The sequence below is a fragment of the Candidatus Blastococcus massiliensis AP3 genome, from assembly GCF_000582785.1.
In the GTDB taxonomy this organism is placed as follows: domain Bacteria; phylum Actinomycetota; class Actinomycetes; order Mycobacteriales; family Geodermatophilaceae; genus Blastococcus; species Blastococcus massiliensis.
On record NZ_HG931173.1, the window covers coordinates 557,090 to 578,227 of the forward strand.

A 21,138-nucleotide genomic window follows, 5' to 3' on the forward strand; every position below is an offset into this window, starting at 1 on the left:
AGCTGCTACGCCCTCCGCGTCGCTGCTCAGACATGGCGCAGGTCCCGATAGCCGGCTGCGATGGCCGCGTCGGTGCCTGGCCAGACCGAGGGGGCCGGCGCTGGCTCCTCCCCCGGGCCGATGAGCCACCGGTCCCCGACCCAGGCCATGCGCTGGCAGTCGGCGATCGCGATCCGAGACGTCTGCTCAACGGTGACGGTGAACTCAAAGTTCACGCACACCACCGCGAAGTCTTCGCCCACTGTGCCCTTGATCAGCCCCATCACCGGACGGACGACGATCGCCAGCTGCGGCGACCCCGCACTCGACAGGCCGGCTGCAGACAACAGGTTGGCCATTCCGTCCGCCCCGGACCACGTCTCTGAGGTCGGCCCGCCAGGAGCGGCCCACTCGGCGATCACCCGCCGCACGCCGTCCATCGAGCCGCTCTGCATCGCCGTCACGTCGATCGCCGCCAACTGCGCCAGCGCACCCTCCGGAGTTCGCGGAAAGCCGGTGGGCACGTCCGCGGGGCCTACGCCGGTGGCGCGCGGCAGCTCGAGAACGCCCGCAGCCTGCCTGGATACGGGGCCAGGCAGCGCCTCATCAGGGTCGGCGGTCGGCATCGGCGCCGCGGCCAGCGCATCCTGCCGCGACATGTCCGGTGAAGGAGCCGCAGCCTGTCGTGCGGCGTTCCTCTCATCGGGCGCCTCGATCAAGCCTCCGATAACTGCCAACACCAGGCCGGCCAGCACCGCCAGCGCCACCACCGCGCTGACCACGAGCACCACCAGGAGACGCGCCGGGCTCCACTCCGGCGCACCGCTCCCCCGGACGTCGGGACGGCGGCGCATCAGGTGCACCCACTGCCGGTAATGGAGTCGAGGATGACCAGGATGACCGTGTAGGTGATCGCCACCATCACGACCACCGCGACGCCCATCGCCCCAAAGCGGGAAGCATGCGGATGGGAGAACATCCGGCCAACCAGGACCGAGCCCAGCGACACGACCGCGGCGATTCCGATCAGCGCCAGCACGCCCCACTTCACCCACGCCGTCACTTGATCGGCGAACGCCTGCACTCCCGGCGGTGCCTCCGGGCAGACCGCCGCAGTGAGCTCGACCGGCGCGGCGGTGGCGGGCCCCGCCGTCAGCACGACCAGACCCACAGCGACGAGCGGGACGGTCGAGACCGCCCGTACCGCTGCTTTCCTGTAGGGGCTCACTGGGTCTCCCCCGCCGCGCCCGGCTGGACCGCTGCCGCCCGATGCCGATGCCGATGCCGCGGTGGCACGGCCGGCATCAACAGCGCGGCCAGCGACCGGCCCGCGGCCTCCACTCCTCTGGGCAGCCGGTCCCCCGTCAGACCGGCGGTCTGCAGTCGTCGGTCGATCGGAACTCGGACCACGCGCCCCTGCGACCGCAACTCGCGAAGCCGCGGACCGCAGTTGGCGTGCACCGCCGGGGGCCAGCGCGCCGGGCCCACGACGGCCACCACCACCGGCTGCTCGGCGAGCTGGCTCAGAGCGTGCTCGGTCAGTCGCATCCCGGGCACGGTCGGCCGACAGACGACGACGGTGCGCGTGCGGGCGGCGGCCAGTTGGGCCAGGTTCTCCGGAGCAGGCAGCCCGAGATCGAGGACAGTGACCGTCGGCTCCTCGCTGATCGGGAGGGCCGGCCAGCCGCCAGGCTCCACGTCCGCGACGCAGCGGTCGATCGTGACGCGGCCGCGGGAGCCACGTCGCCACGCGCCGGCGGCGTCGGTGCCCAGCTCCGCCGACGCCGCGGCAATCAACCCCGACCGGCGGGGATGCGCGGTCTCCACCAGGTGCACCCGCCGGTCGGTGGTCGCGGCAGCGTCGCTGATGGCCAGCGCCACCGTGGAGGCGCCGGCACCGGCGTGTGCCGCTATGACCGTGATCCAGCCGGCCGCCAGCACGTCGATGTCACCCCTGCGTAGACCAGCCGCGGGTGCGCTGTCACCCCTGCTCACGCCTCGCTGCAGCGCTCTGTCACCGCTGCCAGTCCACAGCTCTTGGAGACGCGTCGGCGCGGCCGGCCTGCTTGCGGCAGGTCGCGGACGATGGGCACGCAGCTCGCGGAAGGCCTGCTGGATCTCCGCAATCGACAGCAGTCGCTCCTCTGGGTCGACGTCGCCGCCATTGGCAACACCGCCCGTCACGGCGTAGGCCTCATCGACGTCCTGCAGCAGAGGGCTCACGCGACGGCCGCCAGATACTGCGGAGCCACACCGCGCAGGGCGGTCAGCGTGCGGTTCCGCCGGCGGTACAGGGTGCGCGTCGTGATGCCGTGTGCGGCGGCGACCTTCTGGTCGGCGCGCCGGTGTCGACGGTCGCGGTTGCACTCGGTGGCAATCAGCAGTGCAACGTCCTCGGGGTCGACCCCTGAGCGCACCGCCCACTGCAGCAGGTCGACGACGTCGAGGTCCTCCCCCTCCTCGCCGGCGGTGACAGATGCAATCCGAGTGATGTCCCCCGTAGCGGTCAGGACCTCGACCCGGTCGGGGTGGTAGCGGCTGCTGGGGCGCAGTTCGGCGAGTACCGCCCGCCGGGTCTCGGCGCGCAGGTTCGCCGCGATCGCACGGGGCCGGCGTCGCCACGGGTAGCGGCGGATCTGGCAAGCGAGTTCGCCGACGACCACGGCGAGGATGTCGGGGTTCAGGTCTGCGAGCTGCCTGGCCATCGTCCGCACCAGACCGCTGAGCAAGTGGAGCGTCAGCAGTAGCGCGTCGTCGTCGCGACCATTGTCGACAGCGGCCAGCCGGACGAGCGCGGCGAGCACGACGTCGCGGCGCTGCTCCCCGCTGCCGTCGGCCCAGACTGCGAGCAGGTCATGGACGCTGCTCAGCCCGGCGAGGGCCGGCTCGGTGGCGGCCCAACGGACGAGGATTTCGTCGCCGTCCAGGCGTGCCGCGAGCGCCGGCCAGCTGCCGACGATGGTGGGGTCGTGAAACATGTGCGGTCCTCCGGCATCGGTGTGATGCCGTCGACGCTCCGCAGAGACGTTCAACGAGCCGTCACCCTCGGCAGGGGTGACAGTGCTGGTCACGTCATCGCGCGACCAGTTGTGTGCCGCTATTGCGTCCGGGGACGCCTCGGCGTCCGCGGACGAGGGGTGACGCACGCCGAGGCGTGACGACTAAGGCGGCGCGTCTAGGGGTGACGCTCCACCGTGTGCGAAGTCGGCGCGTCGCCCTATACGCCGAAGGTTGCTCGCCTACGGCGATACCCGATCGGCGCTGCTGCACGACCGAGAAAGAGGGCGGCCCCGATTGACATCTGACACCGGCCGATGTGACATGCACTAGTGCGAGTAGTAGACGATCGGAACATCAGTGCCGGTGCTCTCGATGCCATCCTCGCCGTTGACGGGCTCGCCGTCATCGGAACGATCGGCTTCTTCGGGCCAGCGGCCGTCCTCCTCGCAATCGTGACGGGCGCAGTAATCCGGGACCGCCGTCTGGCCGCACGCGAGAACGCGGAAGCCGAGCAGCGCAGCGAGGCGCTCGAGTGAACCGGAATCTGCTACGTGCCATCGTCGAGACTGTTCTGGAGCCCACTCAATGACTGCCTCCACCGCCCGGTTCCGCCGTGTGCCGGCGGCCCTGCTGCTCGCGTCCGTCGTTTCCCTCACCGGCTGCGCTGGAACCGACGAGTCGGAAGCAGGCGCGCAGACCAGCGCTAGCCCGCCGGCCAGCTCTGCGGCGAGCACTACCCCATCGGCTACGTCAGCCGCCCCCAGCACCACCCCTGCGCCGGCAGGCACGAACGTCGCCGTGTCATACATGGGCGGCCAGGTGACCGGAGATACCGGCCGAATCCCGGTCGCTTCTGGGGACCAGGTGACGATCACCGTCACGAGCGATGCGACGGACGAGATCCACCTGCACGGTTATGACCTCTCCGCGCCTGTCGGGCCGGACGCGCCGGGCACGTTGACGTTCCAGGCGTCGATTCCGGGAGTCTTCGAGGTGGAGCTGGAGGAGCTCGGCACGCTCCTGTTCACCCTTCAGGTCGGATGACGCTCCTCGCCCACGGGGTCGGCTCCAGAACGGACCTGCCCATCCCACTGGGACTCGCGCTCTACGGCGGCGGGGCTGCTGTCCTGATCAGCTTCGCCGCGCTGCTGCTCTTCTGGCGCAAGCCCAAGATGGGCGGATCGTCTTCCGGTCGAGCGCTGCCAGCCGCGGTACAGGGGGCCGTGGACAGCCCGGCTGTACGCCGGGTGCTCCAAAGCATCGCGCTGGCGGCCGCAGTCTTCGTCACGGTCGTCGCCTTCGCAGGGCCGGACGAGACCTCCCGCAACATCGCGCCGTGGGCGGTCTACGTCACCTTCTGGGTGGGTCTTGTGCCCGTGAGCCTGCTGTTGGGTCCCGTGTGGCGGATCGTCAATCCGCTGCGGCTGGTTCACCGGGTGCTCCGTGGCATCGCCGGCCCCGCTCGCGGAGCTGAGACGCTTCCCCGGCTGGGCCTGTGGCCGGCAGCCGTGTCCCTGGCGGTCTTCGTGTGGCTCGAGCTCGTCCCGCCGCAGCGTGCCGAGCCTGCGACCGTCGGCTGGTTCCTGGTTCTGTATGCCGCCGTCCACACCGCTGCCGCGCTCTGGTTCGGCGAGGGTTGGTTCGCCCGTGGTGACGGCTTCGAGGTGTACTCGGCTCTGCTGGGTCGCCTCTCGCCGTTCGGACGGCGGGACGACGGGCGCTTGGTGTTCCGCAACCCCCTCACCAATGTCCTGACGACGCCGGCCGAGCCGGGCCTCGCCGCCGTCGTCGTGGTGCTGCTCGGCTCCACCGCCTTCGACGGCCTGTCGCGAACGGTCTACTGGCAGACCGGCCCCGGGGAAGCGGACGACGTCTTGTCCGGAACCCTGGGTCTGCTAGCGATGATCGCCCTCGTCGCTGTGCTCTACGTGGTGGGCACGCGGCTGTCCGGCCGCCTCGGTCGGGTACCGCTGGGGCCGCAACCTCGCCTGTTCGCGGCCACGGTCATCCCGATCGCCCTCGGCTACACGATCGCCCACTACTTCAGCCTGCTTCTTCTCGACGGCCAGAGCACGTGGATCCTGGCGAGCAACCCCTTCGGCCTCGACGGAGTCGACCTGTTCGGGACCTACGGCAACCGAGTCGACCTAACAGCCGTGTCAGCGGACACGATTGCTTATGTGCAGGTCGGCGGGGTGGTCATGGGCCACGTCCTGGGAGTCACGCTGGCGCACGAGCAGGCCCTCCGTGTGGCGCCCCGCGCCCCGGCCTCTGACCAGTTGCCCCTCGTGGTCGTGATGGTCATGTTCACGTTCGGCGGTCTGGGACTGTTGTTCGGCTTCTGACCCGGCCGTGCGCAGCAGTACCCAGCACTCGCGTCACCTCCGGCGGTGCGCTGTGGCTGCTCCGCCGGAGGTCACGCGATAGCGACCCAGCCGGTTCAGGTCGTGGTGTGCCGCCGAGCCGAGAGCGCCAACACGAGCCCTGTCAGCCCAGCCAGTAGTCCGGCGCCGCCGACGACGAGCGCGGTCACCGCCAGTCCCGAGCCATCAGAGTTGTCGGCGCTGTCGCTCCCATCGGCCTCGGTCGCCACCCCATCCGCCTCGTCGCCGTCAGCTGCGCTGTCCACGAGGGACAGCACGGGTGCCGGGTCCTCGGGCTCGGGCTGGCCGTCGAGCGTGGGCTCGATCCACGCGGACTCCTCACCGTCGTCGTAGGTCTGCAGCGTCGGGAAGGTGATCGTGTCGACGTCCGGGAAAGGGCCGCCGTTGATGGCGAAGGTCTGATACTGACCCGGGCCGATGCCCGCCCCGGGGTCGGCGGTCCAGACGATCTCCGTGACGGCTTCGCTGACCTCGGTGCCGTGCACGTCGACCGGCGGATCGATCGGGCTCCGCGTCAGGGTCGCGGTCCACCCGGGAACCGGCTTCGTCCGCACCGATGCCAGCGGCGTCTCGGCCGGGATCTGGACCCGCAGCGAGATGGTGGAAGCCGTCTGGCTCTCGTTGGGCACCCGGAGGGTCACCTCACCGAAGCCGCCGGGCGCAGCGTCAGCGGAGCTGACGCCCACGTGAGCTGACGCGGAGGTCACACCGAGGGCCAGCACGGCCGACATCGAAGCAAGGCCGACGGTCATCGTCCGGGCCAGTCGGGTTGTCACGAGTGCGCTCCTTCGCCTGAGTCGGACCCGGCCGGCCGCCGAGCCCGTCCTACTAGATCAGTTAGTCGCTGCTGCTCACGAAGCAGTTCCCGCGATGACTCAGATGTGATGCAGGACATGCCGCCTGGCAGGATGTGACATCGAGAGGTGTCACATTGATGGGCACGGGGTATCTATGACTCACGTTCACGTCTACATAGGCGTTACCACTATTGAGACGAGAGGCAGGCACGATGACCGCCGCCGACATCGCCACCACCACGACGCGCGAAGGCTCCGTGGCCGAACGCCTATTGGCATCGAGCGCCACGCTCTCCTACGACCCGAGTGTCGAGGTTGACTGGGACAGCCCCCTTGACCCCGGCCACCACGGCGCCAGCCCTGAGTGGTCGACGCTCTACGGAACTCCCTACTGGCAAGAGCTGAGCGAGAGCCAGCGGGCCGAGCTCACCCGTCAGGAGTCAGCGTCGGTCGCGTGCACCGGAATCTGGTTCGAGATCATCCTGCAGCAGATGATGCTGCGGGACATGTACACCGCCGACCGCACGTCGCCGGAGTTCCAATGGGCGCTCACGGAGATCGCTGACGAGTGCCGCCACTCGATCATGTTCGCCCGTGGTGCGGCGAAGCTGAATGCACCGGCCTACCTACCGAAGAGGCGGGTCGTGGAACTGGGACGTCTGTTCAAGACGATCGCCTGGGGCGAGACGGCCTACGCCGCCATCCTGGTCGCCGAGGAGGTGCTGGACGTCATGCAGCGCGACTGGATGCGCGACGAGCGGGTGGCACCGTTCGTCCGGACGATCAACAACATCCATGTCGTCGAGGAGTCCCGGCACATGAAGTTCGCCCGGGATGAGGTGGTCAAGCGCATGCAAGGCGCTGGGCCTCTGCGCCGGCAGGCCACCGCCCTGCTCGTCGCTGCATCCGCGTACCACATCGTGACGAGCATGGTGAGCGACCGCGCCTACGCCGAAGCGGGCTTGGACGTCGCACGCGCCAAGCGGGAAGCGGCCGGCAACGAGCACTACAAGTCGATGCTTCGCTCGAGCTGCCGGGGCCTCATGGAGTTCCTCCACTCGGCCGGACTGCTGACCGGCCCTGCGTCGGCGATCTACCGGAAGGCCAACCTGCTGTGATTTCACGCTGCGGCGCGGGATGCGATCTGGGGCCCCGGCACTCATGACCTACGTCATCACGCAGAACTGCTGCAAGGACGCCTCCTGCGTCGCGGTCTGCCCGGTCAACTGCATCCACCCGGCACCCGGCGAGAACGCGTTCGGGTCCACGACGATGCTCTACATCGACCCGAAGGTGTGCATCGACTGCGGAGCGTGCGCCGACGCCTGCCCCGTCGACGCTGCCCTGCCCGCGGACGTCCTGAGCGGCGCAGACCGGATCTACGTCGACCTCAACGCCGAGCACTTTGCGCGATCGACGGAGCCTGCGGGCCAAGGCGCCTCTCGCACAGACCCTCTGTTCCACGCATGGGATCGACCGGCCTTCGACTGGTCCCTGCCCAGTGACTTCCGCGGCCTGGACGTCGCCGTCGTCGGGACCGGCCCGTCCGGCCTCTACGCGGCCGAGCTGCTGCTGTTGCACACCCGCTCGCGCGTCACTCTCATCGACCGGCTGCCGGTGGCGGGAGGCCTGATCCGGTACGGCGTCGCGCCGGACCACCCTCGCACCAAAGGCATAACTCACAACCTGGGCCGGCTCTACACGCATCCTCGGGTCAGGCTGCTGCTGGGCATCGATGTGGGCGCTGACCTGAGCGTGGACACACTGGCGCAGCACTTCGACGCGGTGATCTACGCCGTCGGCGCGGCCAGTGGCAAGCCGCTCGGCGTCCCAGGGGAGCGCCTACCCGGTAACCACACAGCTCCTGAGGTCGTCGGCTGGTACAACGCCCACCCGGACATGCCCGCCGACGCAGTCCGCCTGAGGGACGAGCGGGCGGTCGTCGTCGGCACGGGCAACGTAGCTCTCGATATCGCCCGGATTCTCAGCCGCGATGCCGACGAGCTGGCACGCACCGACATGGCAGACCATGCGCTCGCGGCCCTTCGGGCAGCGTCAGTGCGCGAGGTGGTTCTGCTCGGCCGGCGCGGTCCAGAGCACGCCGCCTACTCCGCGCCGGAGCTGCTCGCGCTGCGCCACCTCCCTGGGGTGGAGCTGGTCATCGACGACACCGATCCACGCACCGGGGAGGCCATCGACGCCGCGCCTCAGGGCAGCCAGCAGGACCTGCTTCGCGGGCTTCCGCGCGCGCTGCTCGACTACTCATCCAGTCCTCAGCCGGGACGGCGCATCGTCCTGCGATTCCACAGCACCGTCGAACGCGTACTGGGTGATTCCGTCGCAGAGGGGGTCCGCCTGGTCGACGGCACCGATGTCCTGGCCAGTCCGGTCGTGAGCGCCATCGGCTATGGCGGTCGGGCGATCCAGGGCTTGCCCTTCGAACCCTCCACCGGACGGGTTCCGCACGTGGCGGGCCGAATCGACGGGGCTCCGGGAGCCTATGCCGTTGGTTGGTTCAAGCGCGGGTCCACCGGCGGCATCGGAGACAACCGAGTGGATGCCGCCGAGACGGTGCGCACGTTGCTGGACGACGCGATCGCCGGCCGGCTATCCACCCCTCAACGGACACCACGTGCCCTCATGAGGTCCGTCCGTCGTTCTCACTCGGGCCTGGTCGACGCCACCGGGCTGGATCGGATTCTCAGCCGCGAGCGTGCGCGCGGACAGGCAAGCGGCCGACCCGCCGTCAAGTTCGCCACTGTCGAGGACCTGCGGCGCGCCAGCCGTCAGCGTTGACTCCGCGTGGGGCACGGCCGTGTCGCGGGCGCGCCAGCAAGGACAAAGAGCAGCCACAGGCCGATCACGGCGGTAGATGGAGCCGCCGGGTCGACGTCCCCCGTAGTCAGGTCTCCCGGCGGAACATCGACGTGAGTCCCATGACGCCCAGCATCTGGTCGAAGTAGGGGTTGTCGCCTCGGATGACCGCGTGGCCGCCGGCCCGAGAGGTGCGCTTGGCCCACCGCTGCAGGGGTGGGAACGCCACGGAGTCGATGTAGGTCAGTCCGCGGACATCGATGGCCACAACCGCCAACTCCTCCAGACGCCGCTGGAGCCCTAGTCGGTCGACGGCCGGAGCGTCGATCTCACCCCGCAGGTGAACCACCCAACCGTCTCGCTCCTGTTCCACAGAACTGGGGGCCTGCTCGACGGGAGCAGCTTCCCGCTCGACGGCGACGACGTCGCTGCGGCGCTCGGACAGCCAGCTGACGTGATCCGGCAGCTTGGCCAGCTCCGAGTCCACGGTCTGCTGCACCATCCGCTGCATCGCCTTGCGCTGCAGCACCTGCCGTAGGCGATTGCCGCCCTGGGAGTCGTGAGACACGGTCACCGTGACGCGCGTGACACCCGGCGAGGCGTCAGCGAGTTCGACGCGGGTCTGCCAGTTCTCCGACGCCAACTCCAACCGGGTCCCGATGCGTTCCTCCGCGACCCATTCGACGACTTCCCCGCTGACCGCGCCCGGAGGCGGCGGCATATCGTCCAGCCGCCCCTGCGCGCAGACGAAGCGAGTCCCCTTGCCCATGACCGCGTCCGCGTCTGTCCCTACGCCCTCCGAGAAGACGTAGGAAACGTCGCACACCGGGCAGTACGCGGTTAGGGCGGTCAGTGCCCGCCACACGGACTGCCGAGCGAACGGAACCTCGCGTGTTCCTGAGGCGGTCGTCATCCCGTTCCTTCGACTTCGAGGGGCCGGTCAGATCTCTGGGCCGGCACTAACAAGACTAGTAGGAGCTGGCGACACTCCCCTATGCCGACTCTCGCTCGTCTACGATCCACGTTAGGAGAATGTGGATCAGCGCCGTGGAGGAGGTTCCGTGGAGCACGGGCGACACTCGGGCATGTGGGTGCCCGACGAGCCACCGACGTGGGGGCGGATGTTCCTGCCACACCTGGAGGCCTCGTCGGTCCTGGCAGTGCTGAGCCTCGTCGCGCTGGTGGTGTACCTGGCCGCGGTCATGCGGTTGCGCCGAACGGGCGTCTCCTGGCCCTGGTGGCGAACGCTCTCCTGGCTCGCCGGGACTGCGTCTCTGTTCGCCGTCACCGGCACCTGGTTGAACGGCTACAGCATGGTGCTGTTCAGCGTCCACATGACCCAGCACATGGTCCTGTCACTGATCACGCCACTGCTGCTCCTGGTCGCCGCACCGGTGACTCTCGCGCTGCGGACCCTGCCCCGAGGCCAAGGCGTGTCCGGCGTCCCGCGGGCACTGCTCCTCAACGGGCTACACAGCCGCCTGGCACGGCTTCTCGCCCACCCGCTGTTCTCTATCCCGCTGTTCCTTGCGAGCCTCTACGGCGTCTACTTCACGCCACTCTTCGACGCTTTGATGAGCAACCCCGCCGGGCACCAGCTGATGTTGGCGCACTTCGTCGTCACCGGGATCCTGTTCTTCGGGCCGATCGTGGCGCAGGATCCCTGGCCCCGGACGCTGAGCCACCCCGGCCGGATGCTCGAGCTCTTTCTGCCCGTGCCGTTTCACGCGTTCTTCGGCGTCGCGATCATGATGGCCAGCTCACTGGTCGTCGACACGTTTGCCCAGCCCCCGGCCGGTTGGGGCATCGACCCGCTGCGAGACCAGGGCGAGGCCGGCGGCATCGTCTGGGCCTTCGGAGAACTGCCCACCGTGCTGGTACTGGCAGTCGTCTTCTTCTCCTGGGCCAGTTCCGACGAGCGGCGCGGCAAGGCCCTGGACCGGGCAGCCGACCGGACCGGTGACGCCGAGCTGGCGGAGTACAACGCTCGACTTCGCGCCATGGCGTATTTGAACAGGTGAGGCGCGGCGGCGCCGTTCCAGACAGACGGGCAGATTCGAGACCAGGACTTGGCCCCCGCCGGGATCCGAGCCCGCGGGGTACGTCAGCCCCCGCAGGCACCGACAGAGATCCCACGAGCGTTCAGCCACGCAGCCGGGTTTGAGGCTCCGCTGTACATGGCCCCGTTCGGATGCACCTCGAAATGCACATGCGGCCCGGTCGAGTTACCCCTGTTTCCCACCTCGGCGATCTGCTCGCCGGCCACCACACGGTCGCCGGCGCGGACGAAGTAGTCGTTGATGTGCCCGTAGACGTACACGGCACCGTCGTCGCCGAGCAGGTAGACAGCCAGCCCGAAACCGGTGGCCGGCCCAGCACGCTGGACGGTTCCCGAGATGGGGGCGTAAAGCGGCGTGCCGATGGGAGAGGCGACGTCTAGCCCGTTGTGCGAGGTTCCCCAGCGTGCGCCGAAGCAACTGGTGACGCGTCCGGAGAAGGGCGCGGTATAACCGGAAGACCCGCCGGAGCCAGCATTGCTGGGCCTGTTGCTCCGCGCCGCCGCCGCGGCCTCGGCGACTTTCCGGGCCGACGCCTCGGCTGCGGCAGCGGCGGCGGCCTCCTCGGCCTGCTTTTGGGCCGTCCACTGCTGATAGGCGTTCCGTGCCCCCTGCAGCTCGAGAACTCTGATCTGGGCGGCCTTCAGGTCCACCTCGTGCGTCGCCCTCTGTGCGGCCACCTCGGCGTAGACACCTTGCTGGGCGGTCAGCTGCGCGTCCGCCTGCGCTTTGGCGGCCTGGGCCGTCTCCTCGGCGGCAGCCATCTCGTCGCGGGCGGCGCGAGCGGAGGAGTCGGCGTTGGTCTGAGTCACCTTGGCGAACTGGAGCTGGCCGAGAACGTCCACCTCGTTGACTGCGACGTAGTCGAGCAGAGCGGCGCGCTGGATCAGTTCGCCAGGTCCCTCGGAGCTCAACAGCGCGGCCGTCCTGGAGATCGTCGACCCGTTCATGTAGCTGTCACGGGAGAATTGGGCGATGCGAGCTTCCGCTACGGAGACGGCAGCCGCCGCTGCTTGGAGCTCGGCTGCTCGCTGTTCAGCCATCGCCTCGGCCTGCAGGAGCGCTTCCTCGGCGATCATGTAGGCGGTCCCTGCGGCCTCGGCCTCGATGCCGACGCGTTCGAGCTGGGCTTCGGCGACCGCTACCAGGCCGGCGATACGGCCGACCTCGGCCGCCGCAGTCGCCTGCTCGGCCTGCGCGGCACCGATCTGGCCGTCCGTGGGGTTGGGAGGCGCGGGCGCGGTGAGACCAGGCGTTGCCAAGCCGACGAGCGCAATGCTGGCGAGCACACCGATCAGCGTGCTCCGCACCGGACGGCGACAGCCCGGACGACTCACTGTCGGCCAGCGGTGACCTGGCCGTCCAGCGACTGTCGGGCCGGCCCGTCGGAGAGAACGGTGATGGGACATGGCTCGCTCCCTGGGGAAGAGGGTGGCGGTATGGATGAGCCAGAGCAGAGTCCCACTAACTCAGATAGTAGCGATGGCAACACGCGGCACACATGTCACTCACTTCCCACCGCTGAGTCACGCCTTGGGCACTCAGAGTGGCCGCCATACCGCGTCGGCTGCCCCGGGGTCCTGCGCACACCCGTGCGACCCGGTGCCACGTCGTCTCTCGACGTGGCTACCGATCAGCCACAGCCGCCACCGAGCGTGATGCCGCGGGCCCCCAGCCACGGCGTTGGATCGACGCGGTCCTGGTAGAGCCCATTCCGATGGGTCTCGATGTGCAGGTGGGGTCCCGTCGACTGCCCCCGGTTGCCCACCTCGGCGATCTGCTGACCGGCAGTGACCACCTGACCCGCGTTCACGAAGTACTCGTTGATGTGGCCGTACACGGTGATGGTGCCGTCCCCGTGCTGGATGTAGACGGCCAGGCCGAACCCGCTCGCAGGCCCCGCGTCCAGCACCACTCCGTCATCCGGTGCATAGATGGGCGTACCGATGGGAGCGGCGATGTCCACGCCGTTGTGCTTGGCGCCGGACCGGCTTCCGTAGCAGGACGTCACCCGACCGGCCACGAGCGCGGCGGTGCCGGCGCGCGCCATCGCAAGTTCGCCTCGCTGCTGCTCGTCCCGCGCGGCAACCGGATCTGCCACTCCCTGCGCCCCCAACAGCTTGATCTCCGCGTCGCGGAGCTGCGCGTCGAGGGCGAGCTTCTGGCCAGCAGCAGCGTCGTACGCCTGCTGAGATGCCGCGAGCTGCGCCTGGGCTGCAGCCTCCGCCTCGACCGAGGCGCGCACGGCCGCATCGCGCTCCGCGACCGCAGCCTGGGCCGCCCGATCAGCGCGCTCCTGCCGCCCCTGGATCACCTCGAACTCCTCGAGCCGCTCGGCGCGGTCCTCACCCAGGAGGTCGAGCATCGCAGCCCTCTCCAGCACCTCGTCAGGTCCGGCCGCGTCGAGCAGCGCGGCCGCATCGCCCAGCGAATCGGCACCCATGAAGGCATCGCGGCCGAGAGCGGCAATGCCGCCCCGAGCGGCATCGACCGCCGCGCGAGTCGCCTCCAGCTCAGCGGCAGCGGCAGCGGCTTGCGTCTCTGCATCCACAAGCGCAGCCTGCGCAGCGCGGGAGGCGTCGGCCGCAGCCTCCGCTTCCACGGTGGATCTCTCCAGATCCTTCTCAGCCGCGGTCACCAACCCCGAGATCCTCTCGACCTCAGTACTCAAAACAGCCTCCTCCGACTGCCCTTCGGCGGGGGCAGCAAGTGCCGTCACGGCCGACAGTCCGATGACAAGCGCTGCCGTGGCGGCAACAAGGCCGGTGCGCCGGTGGCGGATGATCGCGGAACCGACTCCGGGGAGACCCGTTCGACTGTCTCGGCGGAGTCGATCGGAGCGGACTACGGACGGGACGACGGACGTGCGGACGGATCGGTTGTGCAGCGTCGCCAAGGCGGCGGATCTCCGTTCTTCCTCGCCGCCTACCGGGTTAGCTGACGGGTTCGGGCGGGAAGGCGCCCTACCCGCGTGCTCGCAGTCGCGCTCACGCGGGATTCACCCCAGGGGAACGGTGGGTCCCCGGTCCGTCCGGCCGTGTGGCACGGGCAGTTAGGCGGGGTCCGACCGAGGCTCTCCGGTCGAGAGGCACAGCTCGGTAGGACCGCCCGGAACCGTAGTACGAAGTTCCTTAGTTGTCACGGTTGCATAACGACGGCTGACGAAGCTGCTGGTCAACAACACCTGCACCGAGGACATCCCAGGGGCCGTCGCGCTCACGAGACGCCGCCGTAGGAGTGCAGACCGGTCGACACCAGGTTCACGAACAGCAGGTTGAAGACGAGGCTCGCGAAGGCGACCAGGTTCACCCACGCGGCCGGGCGGCCTCGCCACCCGGCGGTGGTTCGGGCGTGCAGGTAAGTCGCATACAGAGCCCAGGAGATGAAAGCCCAGGTCTCCTTCGGGTCCCATCCCCAGAACCGCCCCCAGGCGCTCTCCGCCCAGATCGCGCCGGCGATGACCGCGAACGTCCAGACGGGGAAACCGAAGACCGCGGTGCGGTGCGCCACCCGGTCGAGCACGGCCACACTGGGCAGCTTGTCGGCGATCCCCCCGCTCCTACGGCCGCCGTCCCCCAGCGTCCTCTCGCGGTGGACCGCGACCAGGTACAGCGCACTGGCGACGGCGCTGACGATGAAGATGCCGAACGAGATGATGGCCGCCGAAACGTGCACGGCCAGCCAGTCCGAACGCAGGGCGGCAATCAGCGGACCGGATTCCGCGTAGAGGTAGAGCCCGATGAGAACCAGCCCGAGCACCACGGGCCCGAGCACAAAGGCTCCGATGCGTCGCACCGCCGGCACCCGGACTGCGAACACGAGGTAGGCGACCACGCCGGCGAGTACCGAGGCAGTTGCGAACTCGTACATGTTGCCCCACGGCACCCGCCCGGTCGCCGCGCTGCGGGCGACGAGCACACCGGCGTTGGCGAGGGCGCCGGCACCCGTGAGCCCGACGCCCAGGAGCCCCCAGCGGCGACCGGCCGAGCCGGACGCCGCCGCCGGCGGCTGGGCTCCGTCCTCCGGAGAGGACAGGGACGTGCCGACACCGACGGTGGCCAGCTCCTGACTCGGCCGGAAGGCGCGCCTTCCGAACGCGAGCTCGCCACAGAAAGCGAGCGCCGCGAGGGCATAGATGATGATCGAGGCGCTGAAGAGGGAGTCGGACAGGGCAGAGAACTGGTCGGATGTCATCGGGATCCTTGCTTGTCGGTGTGGACATCGCGTGGCACGGTCTCGTGGCGAGCGCTCGAGGGCACGTTCGACCGATGTGGCTCACGTCGGCGGAGCACGACGGCGGCGAGCAGCGCGGCCAGGCCCGTGGCGGTGGCGGCCCACTCGGCGCCGGCGCCGATTCGGCTCGCCAGGGTGGTGTTCTGCCGCAGGGCGATGGCGCCGCTGAACAGGTAGGGCGTGAAGAGTTCGGACCGGTCGATGACAGTGCCGTCGGGTGCGACGACCGCGGAAATCCCGCTCGTTGCGGCGACGATGACCGTCCGGCCGTGCTCGATGGCACGCAGGCGGCTCATCGCCAACTGCTGCTCGCTCTCGGCGGTGTAGCCGAATGTCGCGTTGTTGGTCTGCACCACCAACAGCGAGGCGCCGCCGTCCACGACGTCGGACACCAGTCCGTCGTAGGCCACCTCGAAACAGATGAGGTCTCCGATCCGCACTCCCCCGACGTCCAGAACGCCGGGCTCATCCCCCGCGACGAAGTCCCGACGCAGGCGATCGACCTGATCGCTGAACAGCCGGAAGAACGAGCGGGCCGGCATGTACTCGCCGAACGGCACGGGATGCCGCTTTGCGTAGCGCTCGCCAGGACCCTCCACCGGATCCCAGACCACACCGACGTTCGTCAGCTTCTCCCCGGGCCCGTCCAGGACGGCACCGATCAGGATCGGCACGCCTACTGCGCGCGCCGCTCGGTCGATGGCGGCTGCCGCGTCCGGGTTCTTGTAAGGATCGATGTCGGAGGAGTTCTCCGGCCAGATCACGAGGTCCGGCCGCGAGGCCGTGCCGGCAGCTACCGCTTCGGCCAACTCCAGCGTCTGCTCGACGTGGTTGTCGAGAACTGCGCGACGTTGGGCGTTGAAGTCCAGGCCGGCCCGGGGCACGTCGCCCTGGACAACAGCGACCGTGGCCGTCGGCCCGCCGGCCGTCAGGCTGGACCCGGGCAGCGGTAGCCAGGCAAGCGCCCCGACCACCGGGACGAGTAAGGCTGCAGCGACGAGTATCGCGACGGCGCGAGGCTGGCCGGCGCGGCGTTCACGTCGCCCGAGCAAAGAGCGCCAGACAGCGCGGGCGAGCAACGTGCCGGTGAGCGCCACGGCGAAGGTCACCAGCGCCACGCCGCCGTACGCGGCGAAAGAACCCAACGGCCCGTCGGCCTGACTGAACCCGAGTCGTCCCCACGGAAAGCCCCCGAACGGAATGCGGGAACGGGCGGCCTCCTGCCCCACCCACAACGCCGCCATCCAGACCGGAGCCGCCGGAAGCCGACCGACCAGTGCCGACGCGCCCCCCAAGGCGGCGTAGAAGACCGCTTGGAAAGTCGACAGCGCCAGCCAAGGAAGATCGCCGACGAAGACGCCGGTCCAGCTCAGCAAGGGGAACAAGAAGCTAGAGCCGAGCAGCATCCCCAGCGCGGCGCCCCACCGTGCACTACGGCCGCGCGTCGCCAGCGCGAGGGCGAAGGGACCACCCACAGCGAGCGGCCAGAGTCCGTACGGCGGGAAGGCCAGCCACAGGCACACCCCGCCGCCCGCGGCCAGGAGAGCGGCCACCGGCCATGGGACCACCGCCTCGACCCGGCCCTCGTGGGTCCGCACGTCACCCCCGTCCGCAGCACGCCTGACGCCTTCACCTCCAGACATTCCTACGTAGGGTAGTAGATGCGATCGACACGCAAACGCCCACGAGCAGACTGGCGACGAGCCAACCGCCTGTACCCTCCTAGGCAGCTTCGTAGAGCGGAGCTTCCAGCTAGTCGGCCGGCTACACCCGCCGGATGGCCGCGGTCGGCGCTCGATCCGCCGGACCGGATCAACGAGGAGAGCGGTTGAGCACCAACCTGAAGATTTCCGCCGCGCTGGTGGCGGCCTTCGTCGTGACCGTCGCCGTCCTCCTCGGGGTGAACAACTCCGGGGCGGACGACACCGGCACGGCCGAAGCAGGCGGCGCGCCCGTCGTGCGCGAAGACAGCCACCAACTCTCCGCCGCCGCCGACGACAGGGTCACGCTGGTGGAGTTCCTGGATTTCGAGTGCGAGGCCTGCAAGGCCGCGTACCCGTTCGTCGAGCAGCTTCGCGACGACTACGACGGGCGGGTCACCTTCGTCGCCCGCTACTTCCCGATGCCGGGCCACGCCAACGCGGAGAACGCGGCCGTGGCGGTCGAGGCCGCAGCCCGACAGGGCCGGTTCGAAGACATGTACCACCGCATGTACGAGACGCAGACGGAGTGGGGGGAGCGGCAGGACTCTCAGGCGGATGTCTTCCGCGGCTTCGCCGAGGGAATGGGCCTCGACATGGCCGACTACGACGCAGCGGTCGGCGATCCCACCACTCTCGAGCGGGTGCTGCGGGATCGCGAGGACGGTCTCGCGCTGGGCGTGGAGGGCACACCGACGTTCTTCCTCAACGGGGAAAAGGTCGAGGCGCAGACCACCGACGAGTTCATCGAACTGATCGATGCTGCGCTCGCCGACTGAGACGACCCTGACCGTCACCCCCACTGAGCACTCGAAGCAGCTCTCCGGTTCGAACGGCCGGGAGGCGCCGTCGGAGCGCGGGCTGGCTTGGCTGCTCCTGGTCGGCGGGCTGCTCGGGCTCGTTGCGTCCTTCGTTCTCGCCGTCGAGAAGTACGCGCTCCTGGCTGATCCGTCCTACGTGCCGACGTGCAGCCTCAATCCCGTCCTGAGCTGCGGCTCCATCATGTCCAGCGCTCAGGCCGAGGCCTTCGGTTTTCCCAACCCGCTGCTCGGCATCGCCGGCTTCGCCGTCGTGGCCTCGACCGGCGCGGCCCTTGTCGCCGGGGCACGGGTCGCGGGCTGGTTCTGGGGCGGCCTGCAGGTCGGCGTATCCCTCGGCGTCGTCTTCGTGCACTGGCTGATCTTCAGCAGCCTGTACCGGATCGGCGCACTCTGCCCGTACTGCATGGTCGTCTGGGCGGTGACGGTTCCGATGTTCTGGTACGTCACCGTGCACAACGCCACCGCAATCACATCGCGATTGCCGCCTTGGCTCGCCCGCGCGGTGGCGCGGGCACGAGCCCATCACGGTGTCGTGCTCACGATGTGGTTCCTCTTCATCACCGCCGCCATCCTGGAGCGGTTCTGGCTGTACTGGAGCACTCTCGTTGACTGACATCGGATCCCGTCGCGGAAATCTGGCGCTCTGCGGCCTGATGATCGCCGCCGCCCTGGCCGGCTGCTCCGGAGAGAGCGCTACCAACGCCAGCACGGCCACAGAGAGCTCGGGAGACTTCGACTTCGCGGGCAACACGCCGCTCGGCGAGGTCATCCCTCCGGCAGAGCGGGAATCGGCGCCGACCTTCACCGGAGAGCTCCTCGACGGGACTGCATTCGAATCCGCGGAGTTGGCCGGCGAGATCACGGTGCTCAACTTCTGGGGATCGTGGTGCGCGCCCTGCCGCGTGGAGACGCCGGAGTTCCAGGCCGTGTATGCCGACGTTGCCGATTCGGGCGTGGAGTTCCTCGGCGTCGACGTGAAGGACAACCGCCAGATGGCGCAGGCCTTCGTCGAATCCGTGGGAGCGGAGTACCCGTCGCTCTTCGATCCACGAGGAGAGGTGGCGATGGCCTTCCGAGGCTTCCCGGCCAACGTCGTGCCCAGCACCATCCTCATCGACCCCGCCGGCCAGGTGGCCGCCGTCTACGTGGCGGTCGTCCCGGAAGACGACCTGCGGCGGGCGATCGATCGACTCCTGGCCGAAGAGACCCCACGGTGAGTGAGCTCGGCGACGCGTTCGCCACCATCGTCAGCGACGGCTCACTGCTGCTCGCCGCAGGAGTCGCCGCACTGGTCGGCCTCATCAGCTTCGCCTCGCCGTGCGTGCTTCCGCTCGTCCCCGGCTATCTCGCATACGTCGCCGGCCTGACCGGCGCCCAGACCGGCGCCGCTGCAGCACCCGCCGTCAACCGCAGCGAGGCCACCGCGGCGGGCGACCGTCCCGGCTCGACCATCACTGCACCGCCCGGTCAACGGCGCCGAGTGGTCACCGGCGCCCTGCTCTTCGTACTGGGTTTCACCGCAGTCTTCGTGTCCTTCGGAGCACTTTTCGGGGGCCTCGGCCGCCTGCTCCTCGAATGGGCTCCCCTGCTGACCCGACTCATGGGCGTCGTCACCATCATCATGGGGCTAGCCTTCCTCGGCGGGCTCCACTGGCTGCAGCGCGAGCGACGCATCACCCGGCGCCCTCCGGCCGGCCTCCTCGGCGCCCCCGTACTGGGCGTCGTCTTCGGGCTCGGGTGGACGCCGTGCCTAGGGCCGACGCTGTCGGCGGTCAACACGCTGGCCTACACCGAGGCCTCGGCCGCCCGGGGCGCCGTTCTGGGTCTCGCCTACTGCCTCGGCCTGGGAATCCCCTTCGTGCTCGTCGCACTCGGCGCCCGCCGCGCCCTCACGCTGTCCTCGTGGGCCCGCCGGCACGCCCAGACCGTCATGCGGATCGGCGGCGTGCTCCTCATCCTGCTCGGCATCCTGCTGGTCACCGGCGGCTGGGACCACATCATGGTGTGGCTGCGCTCCTGGCTGGCTTCCACCGGCTTCGGCACCTCTGCCTTCTGACCGTCGAGCGCGCGGTCAGGACACGCCCACTACTAAGCTGCTTAGGTTACCGTTCGATCACGGTGTGCTGTTATCTCTCTCGGAATCAACGGCGAGAGCATCGGGACGGTGAGCGGTGATCGGGCGACTGCGCAGGCCGGCGATTGCGACATCCCGGCACTCCCGGCCCGCCCCCGGCCTGCGTCAGCGGCCGCGACTCCTCCTCAGCACGATCGTCGTCGGCGCTGTAGCAGCAAGCCTCTGGGAAGGCGGCTGGTGGCTGGACACTCCGGTCGCGCACGCCCACGAGGGTCCGGCCGGGTCGGTGGTGCTCACAGAAGGAACGCTCGACATCCTGGCCGACGAAGCCGCTCGGCCTCAGATCGCAGAAGCCCAGATGGCTGCGCGCAGCCAGGAGCTAGCCGCTTCTCGTGCTGCGCGGGAGGAGGCAGCGCGACCCAAGGCTGTCATGCCCGTGGAGGGGCGCCTGACCAGCGCCTACGGACGCCGATGGGGCTCGATGCACTACGGACTGGACATCGCGGCGCCCATGATGACCCCGGAGTACGCCGCCGCGGATGGCGTCGTCCTGCGCGCAGGGTCCGCCCAAGGTTTCGGGCTCGCGGTCTACATCCTCCACGACAACGGTGATGTCACCGTGTACGGCCACATGGAGCAGATCCTGGTCGACGACGGCCAGACCGTCAGGGCCGGTGACACCATCGCCCTGCTCGGCAATCGCGGCCAGTCGACGGGCCCGCATCTGCACTTCGAGGTGTTCGAGGGTGGGCTCGACGGGCGCCGCGCTGATCCGGCCTCATGGCTCCGCGAACGGGGCGTCGACATCTAATAGGTCTCGAGGGAATCGCAGCCGGATAGACCGCAAGGACAGTATTGGCTGTATTCAGCTAACGCTGTACGGTGATGTCGTGATGCCTGTGCTGCACGCTGAAGTGCTCGCCCGCTTCGGCCACGCCCTGTCCGACCCCACCCGTACTCGTCTCCTGCTCGCGCTGCGCGAAGGGCCGGGGTACCCGTCCGAGCTGGCCGAGATGCTCGGCGTGACGCGACAGAACCTCTCCAACCACCTGGCTTGCTTGCGCGGGTGTGGCTTGGTTGTGGCGGTTCCGGAGGGCAGGCGCTCTCGGTACGAGTTGGCGGACGCCCGGCTCACTCACGCCCTCGGTGATCTGCTGGGCGTCGTCCTGGCCGTGGATCCCGACGCCTGCCCGACCGCGGCGACGGACGAGTGCTGCTGATGCTCCCTGCGCCCCGGTCAGGCACCGATCGCTGGCTTGTGCGGCTCACAGGCAGCGGC

General features: G+C 69.3%; 22 protein-coding genes and 1 riboswitch. Of the genes, 11 read left to right on the forward strand and 11 right to left on the reverse strand.

Annotated elements, in window-relative coordinates; translation table 11 throughout:
* Positions 1-26 precede the first annotated feature (26 nt).
* The 5 genes from BN344_RS02700 to BN344_RS20550 form a co-directional block, all read right to left on the reverse strand.
* Positions 27-770: a hypothetical protein gene (locus BN344_RS02700; protein WP_331279627.1), complete on the reverse strand. Its 744-nt coding sequence runs from the start codon at positions 768-770 to the stop codon at positions 27-29.
* Positions 771-832: 62 nt separating this feature from the next.
* Positions 833-1,207, reverse strand: a complete 375-nt coding sequence (locus BN344_RS02705) for a hypothetical protein (protein WP_040336889.1) — start codon at positions 1,205-1,207, stop codon at positions 833-835.
* Positions 1,204-1,974: a hypothetical protein gene (locus BN344_RS02710; protein ID WP_155858731.1), complete on the reverse strand. Its 771-nt coding sequence runs from the start codon at positions 1,972-1,974 to the stop codon at positions 1,204-1,206. Before BN344_RS02710 ends, BN344_RS02705 begins: the two co-directional genes overlap by 4 nt.
* A 224-nt stretch (positions 1,975-2,198) precedes the next feature.
* Positions 2,199-2,957 (reverse strand): hypothetical protein, encoded by a 759-nt coding sequence (locus BN344_RS02715; protein WP_040336890.1) that lies wholly within the window; start codon positions 2,955-2,957, stop codon positions 2,199-2,201.
* A 348-nt stretch (positions 2,958-3,305) separates the two neighbouring features.
* Positions 3,306-3,788 carry a hypothetical protein gene (locus BN344_RS20550; protein ID WP_231486439.1) on the reverse strand — a complete coding sequence of 161 codons (483 nt, stop codon included), beginning with the start codon at positions 3,786-3,788 and terminating at the stop codon, positions 3,306-3,308.
* Positions 3,789-3,843: 55 nt separating this feature from the next.
* Here BN344_RS20550 and BN344_RS20555 point away from each other — a divergent pair, with 55 nt between their 5' ends.
* Both BN344_RS20555 and BN344_RS02730 read left to right on the forward strand, forming a co-directional pair.
* Positions 3,844-4,023, forward strand: coding sequence for a cupredoxin domain-containing protein (locus tag BN344_RS20555; protein ID WP_231486440.1), 180 nt, complete (start codon positions 3,844-3,846; stop codon positions 4,021-4,023).
* On the forward strand, positions 4,020-5,324 hold the full coding sequence (locus BN344_RS02730) for a hypothetical protein (protein ID WP_040336892.1): 1,305 nt from the start codon (positions 4,020-4,022) through the stop codon (positions 5,322-5,324). Before BN344_RS20555 ends, BN344_RS02730 begins: the two co-directional genes overlap by 4 nt.
* A 95-nt stretch (positions 5,325-5,419) precedes the next feature.
* On the opposite strand, the gene BN344_RS02735 is transcribed toward BN344_RS02730, so the two are convergent.
* Positions 5,420-6,139: a YcnI family copper-binding membrane protein gene (locus BN344_RS02735; RefSeq protein ID WP_231486441.1), complete on the reverse strand. Its 720-nt coding sequence runs from the start codon at positions 6,137-6,139 to the stop codon at positions 5,420-5,422.
* A 233-nt stretch (positions 6,140-6,372) separates the two neighbouring features.
* On the opposite strand from BN344_RS02735, the gene BN344_RS02740 reads away from it, so the two are divergent.
* Both BN344_RS02740 and BN344_RS02745 read left to right on the forward strand, forming a co-directional pair.
* Entirely contained in the window at positions 6,373-7,278 is a 906-nt protein-coding gene (locus BN344_RS02740; protein WP_040336894.1) for an AurF N-oxygenase family protein, read from the forward strand.
* A 43-nt stretch (positions 7,279-7,321) separates the two neighbouring features.
* Positions 7,322-8,956 carry an FAD-dependent oxidoreductase gene (locus BN344_RS02745; RefSeq protein WP_040336895.1) on the forward strand — a complete coding sequence of 545 codons (1,635 nt, stop codon included), beginning with the start codon at positions 7,322-7,324 and terminating at the stop codon, positions 8,954-8,956.
* A 106-nt stretch (positions 8,957-9,062) separates the two neighbouring features.
* Here BN344_RS02745 and BN344_RS19370 read toward each other — a convergent pair whose 3' ends face one another.
* Positions 9,063-9,743 carry an STAS domain-containing protein gene (locus BN344_RS19370; protein WP_197022219.1) on the reverse strand — a complete coding sequence of 227 codons (681 nt, stop codon included), beginning with the start codon at positions 9,741-9,743 and terminating at the stop codon, positions 9,063-9,065.
* 292 nt (positions 9,744-10,035) lie between these two features.
* On the opposite strand from BN344_RS19370, the gene BN344_RS02755 reads away from it, so the two are divergent.
* Positions 10,036-10,995 (forward strand): cytochrome c oxidase assembly protein, encoded by a 960-nt coding sequence (locus BN344_RS02755; RefSeq protein ID WP_040336896.1) that lies wholly within the window; start codon positions 10,036-10,038, stop codon positions 10,993-10,995.
* An 83-nt stretch (positions 10,996-11,078) separates the two neighbouring features.
* On the opposite strand, the gene BN344_RS02760 is transcribed toward BN344_RS02755, so the two are convergent.
* From BN344_RS02760 to lnt, 4 genes are all read right to left on the reverse strand, one after another.
* Positions 11,079-12,320, reverse strand: coding sequence for a M23 family metallopeptidase (locus tag BN344_RS02760; protein ID WP_231486444.1), 1,242 nt, complete (start codon positions 12,318-12,320; stop codon positions 11,079-11,081).
* A gap of 344 nt (positions 12,321-12,664) precedes the next feature.
* The gene (locus BN344_RS02765) at positions 12,665-13,669 is read right to left on the reverse strand and encodes a M23 family metallopeptidase (RefSeq protein ID WP_231486445.1); all 1,005 of its coding nucleotides are present in this window, start codon (positions 13,667-13,669) and stop codon (positions 12,665-12,667) included.
* A gap of 269 nt (positions 13,670-13,938) precedes the next feature.
* Positions 13,939-14,086, reverse strand: a riboswitch (cyclic di-AMP (ydaO/yuaA leader).
* 161 nt (positions 14,087-14,247) lie between these two features.
* Positions 14,248-15,225 (reverse strand): c-type cytochrome biogenesis protein CcsB, encoded by a 978-nt coding sequence (gene ccsB, locus BN344_RS02770; protein WP_051515490.1) that lies wholly within the window; start codon positions 15,223-15,225, stop codon positions 14,248-14,250.
* The gene (gene lnt, locus BN344_RS02775) at positions 15,222-16,817 is read right to left on the reverse strand and encodes an apolipoprotein N-acyltransferase (protein WP_231486446.1); all 1,596 of its coding nucleotides are present in this window, start codon (positions 16,815-16,817) and stop codon (positions 15,222-15,224) included. The genes ccsB and lnt overlap by 4 nt, the downstream gene beginning before the upstream one ends.
* A 275-nt stretch (positions 16,818-17,092) precedes the next feature.
* Here lnt and BN344_RS02780 point away from each other — a divergent pair, with 275 nt between their 5' ends.
* The 6 genes from BN344_RS02780 to BN344_RS02805 all read left to right on the forward strand — a co-directional run bounded on the left by BN344_RS02780 (position 17,093) and on the right by BN344_RS02805 (position 21,079).
* Positions 17,093-17,743, forward strand: a complete 651-nt coding sequence (locus tag BN344_RS02780) for a DsbA family protein (protein ID WP_040336899.1) — start codon at positions 17,093-17,095, stop codon at positions 17,741-17,743.
* On the forward strand, positions 17,724-18,398 hold the full coding sequence (locus tag BN344_RS02785; RefSeq protein ID WP_040336900.1) for a vitamin K epoxide reductase family protein: 675 nt from the start codon (positions 17,724-17,726) through the stop codon (positions 18,396-18,398). The genes BN344_RS02780 and BN344_RS02785 overlap by 20 nt, the downstream gene beginning before the upstream one ends.
* Positions 18,399-18,438: 40 nt before the next feature.
* Complete coding sequence (locus BN344_RS02790) at positions 18,439-19,002, forward strand: TlpA family protein disulfide reductase (RefSeq protein WP_040336901.1); 564 nt, start codon at positions 18,439-18,441, stop codon at positions 19,000-19,002.
* Positions 18,999-19,841 (forward strand): cytochrome c biogenesis CcdA family protein, encoded by an 843-nt coding sequence (locus BN344_RS02795; protein ID WP_040336902.1) that lies wholly within the window; start codon positions 18,999-19,001, stop codon positions 19,839-19,841. Before BN344_RS02790 ends, BN344_RS02795 begins: the two co-directional genes overlap by 4 nt.
* A gap of 115 nt (positions 19,842-19,956) precedes the next feature.
* Positions 19,957-20,670 (forward strand): M23 family metallopeptidase, encoded by a 714-nt coding sequence (locus BN344_RS02800; RefSeq protein WP_040336903.1) that lies wholly within the window; start codon positions 19,957-19,959, stop codon positions 20,668-20,670.
* Between the two features lie 82 nt (positions 20,671-20,752).
* Entirely contained in the window at positions 20,753-21,079 is a 327-nt protein-coding gene (locus BN344_RS02805) for an ArsR/SmtB family transcription factor (RefSeq protein ID WP_040337853.1), read from the forward strand.
* Positions 21,080-21,138: the final 59 nt, after the last annotated feature.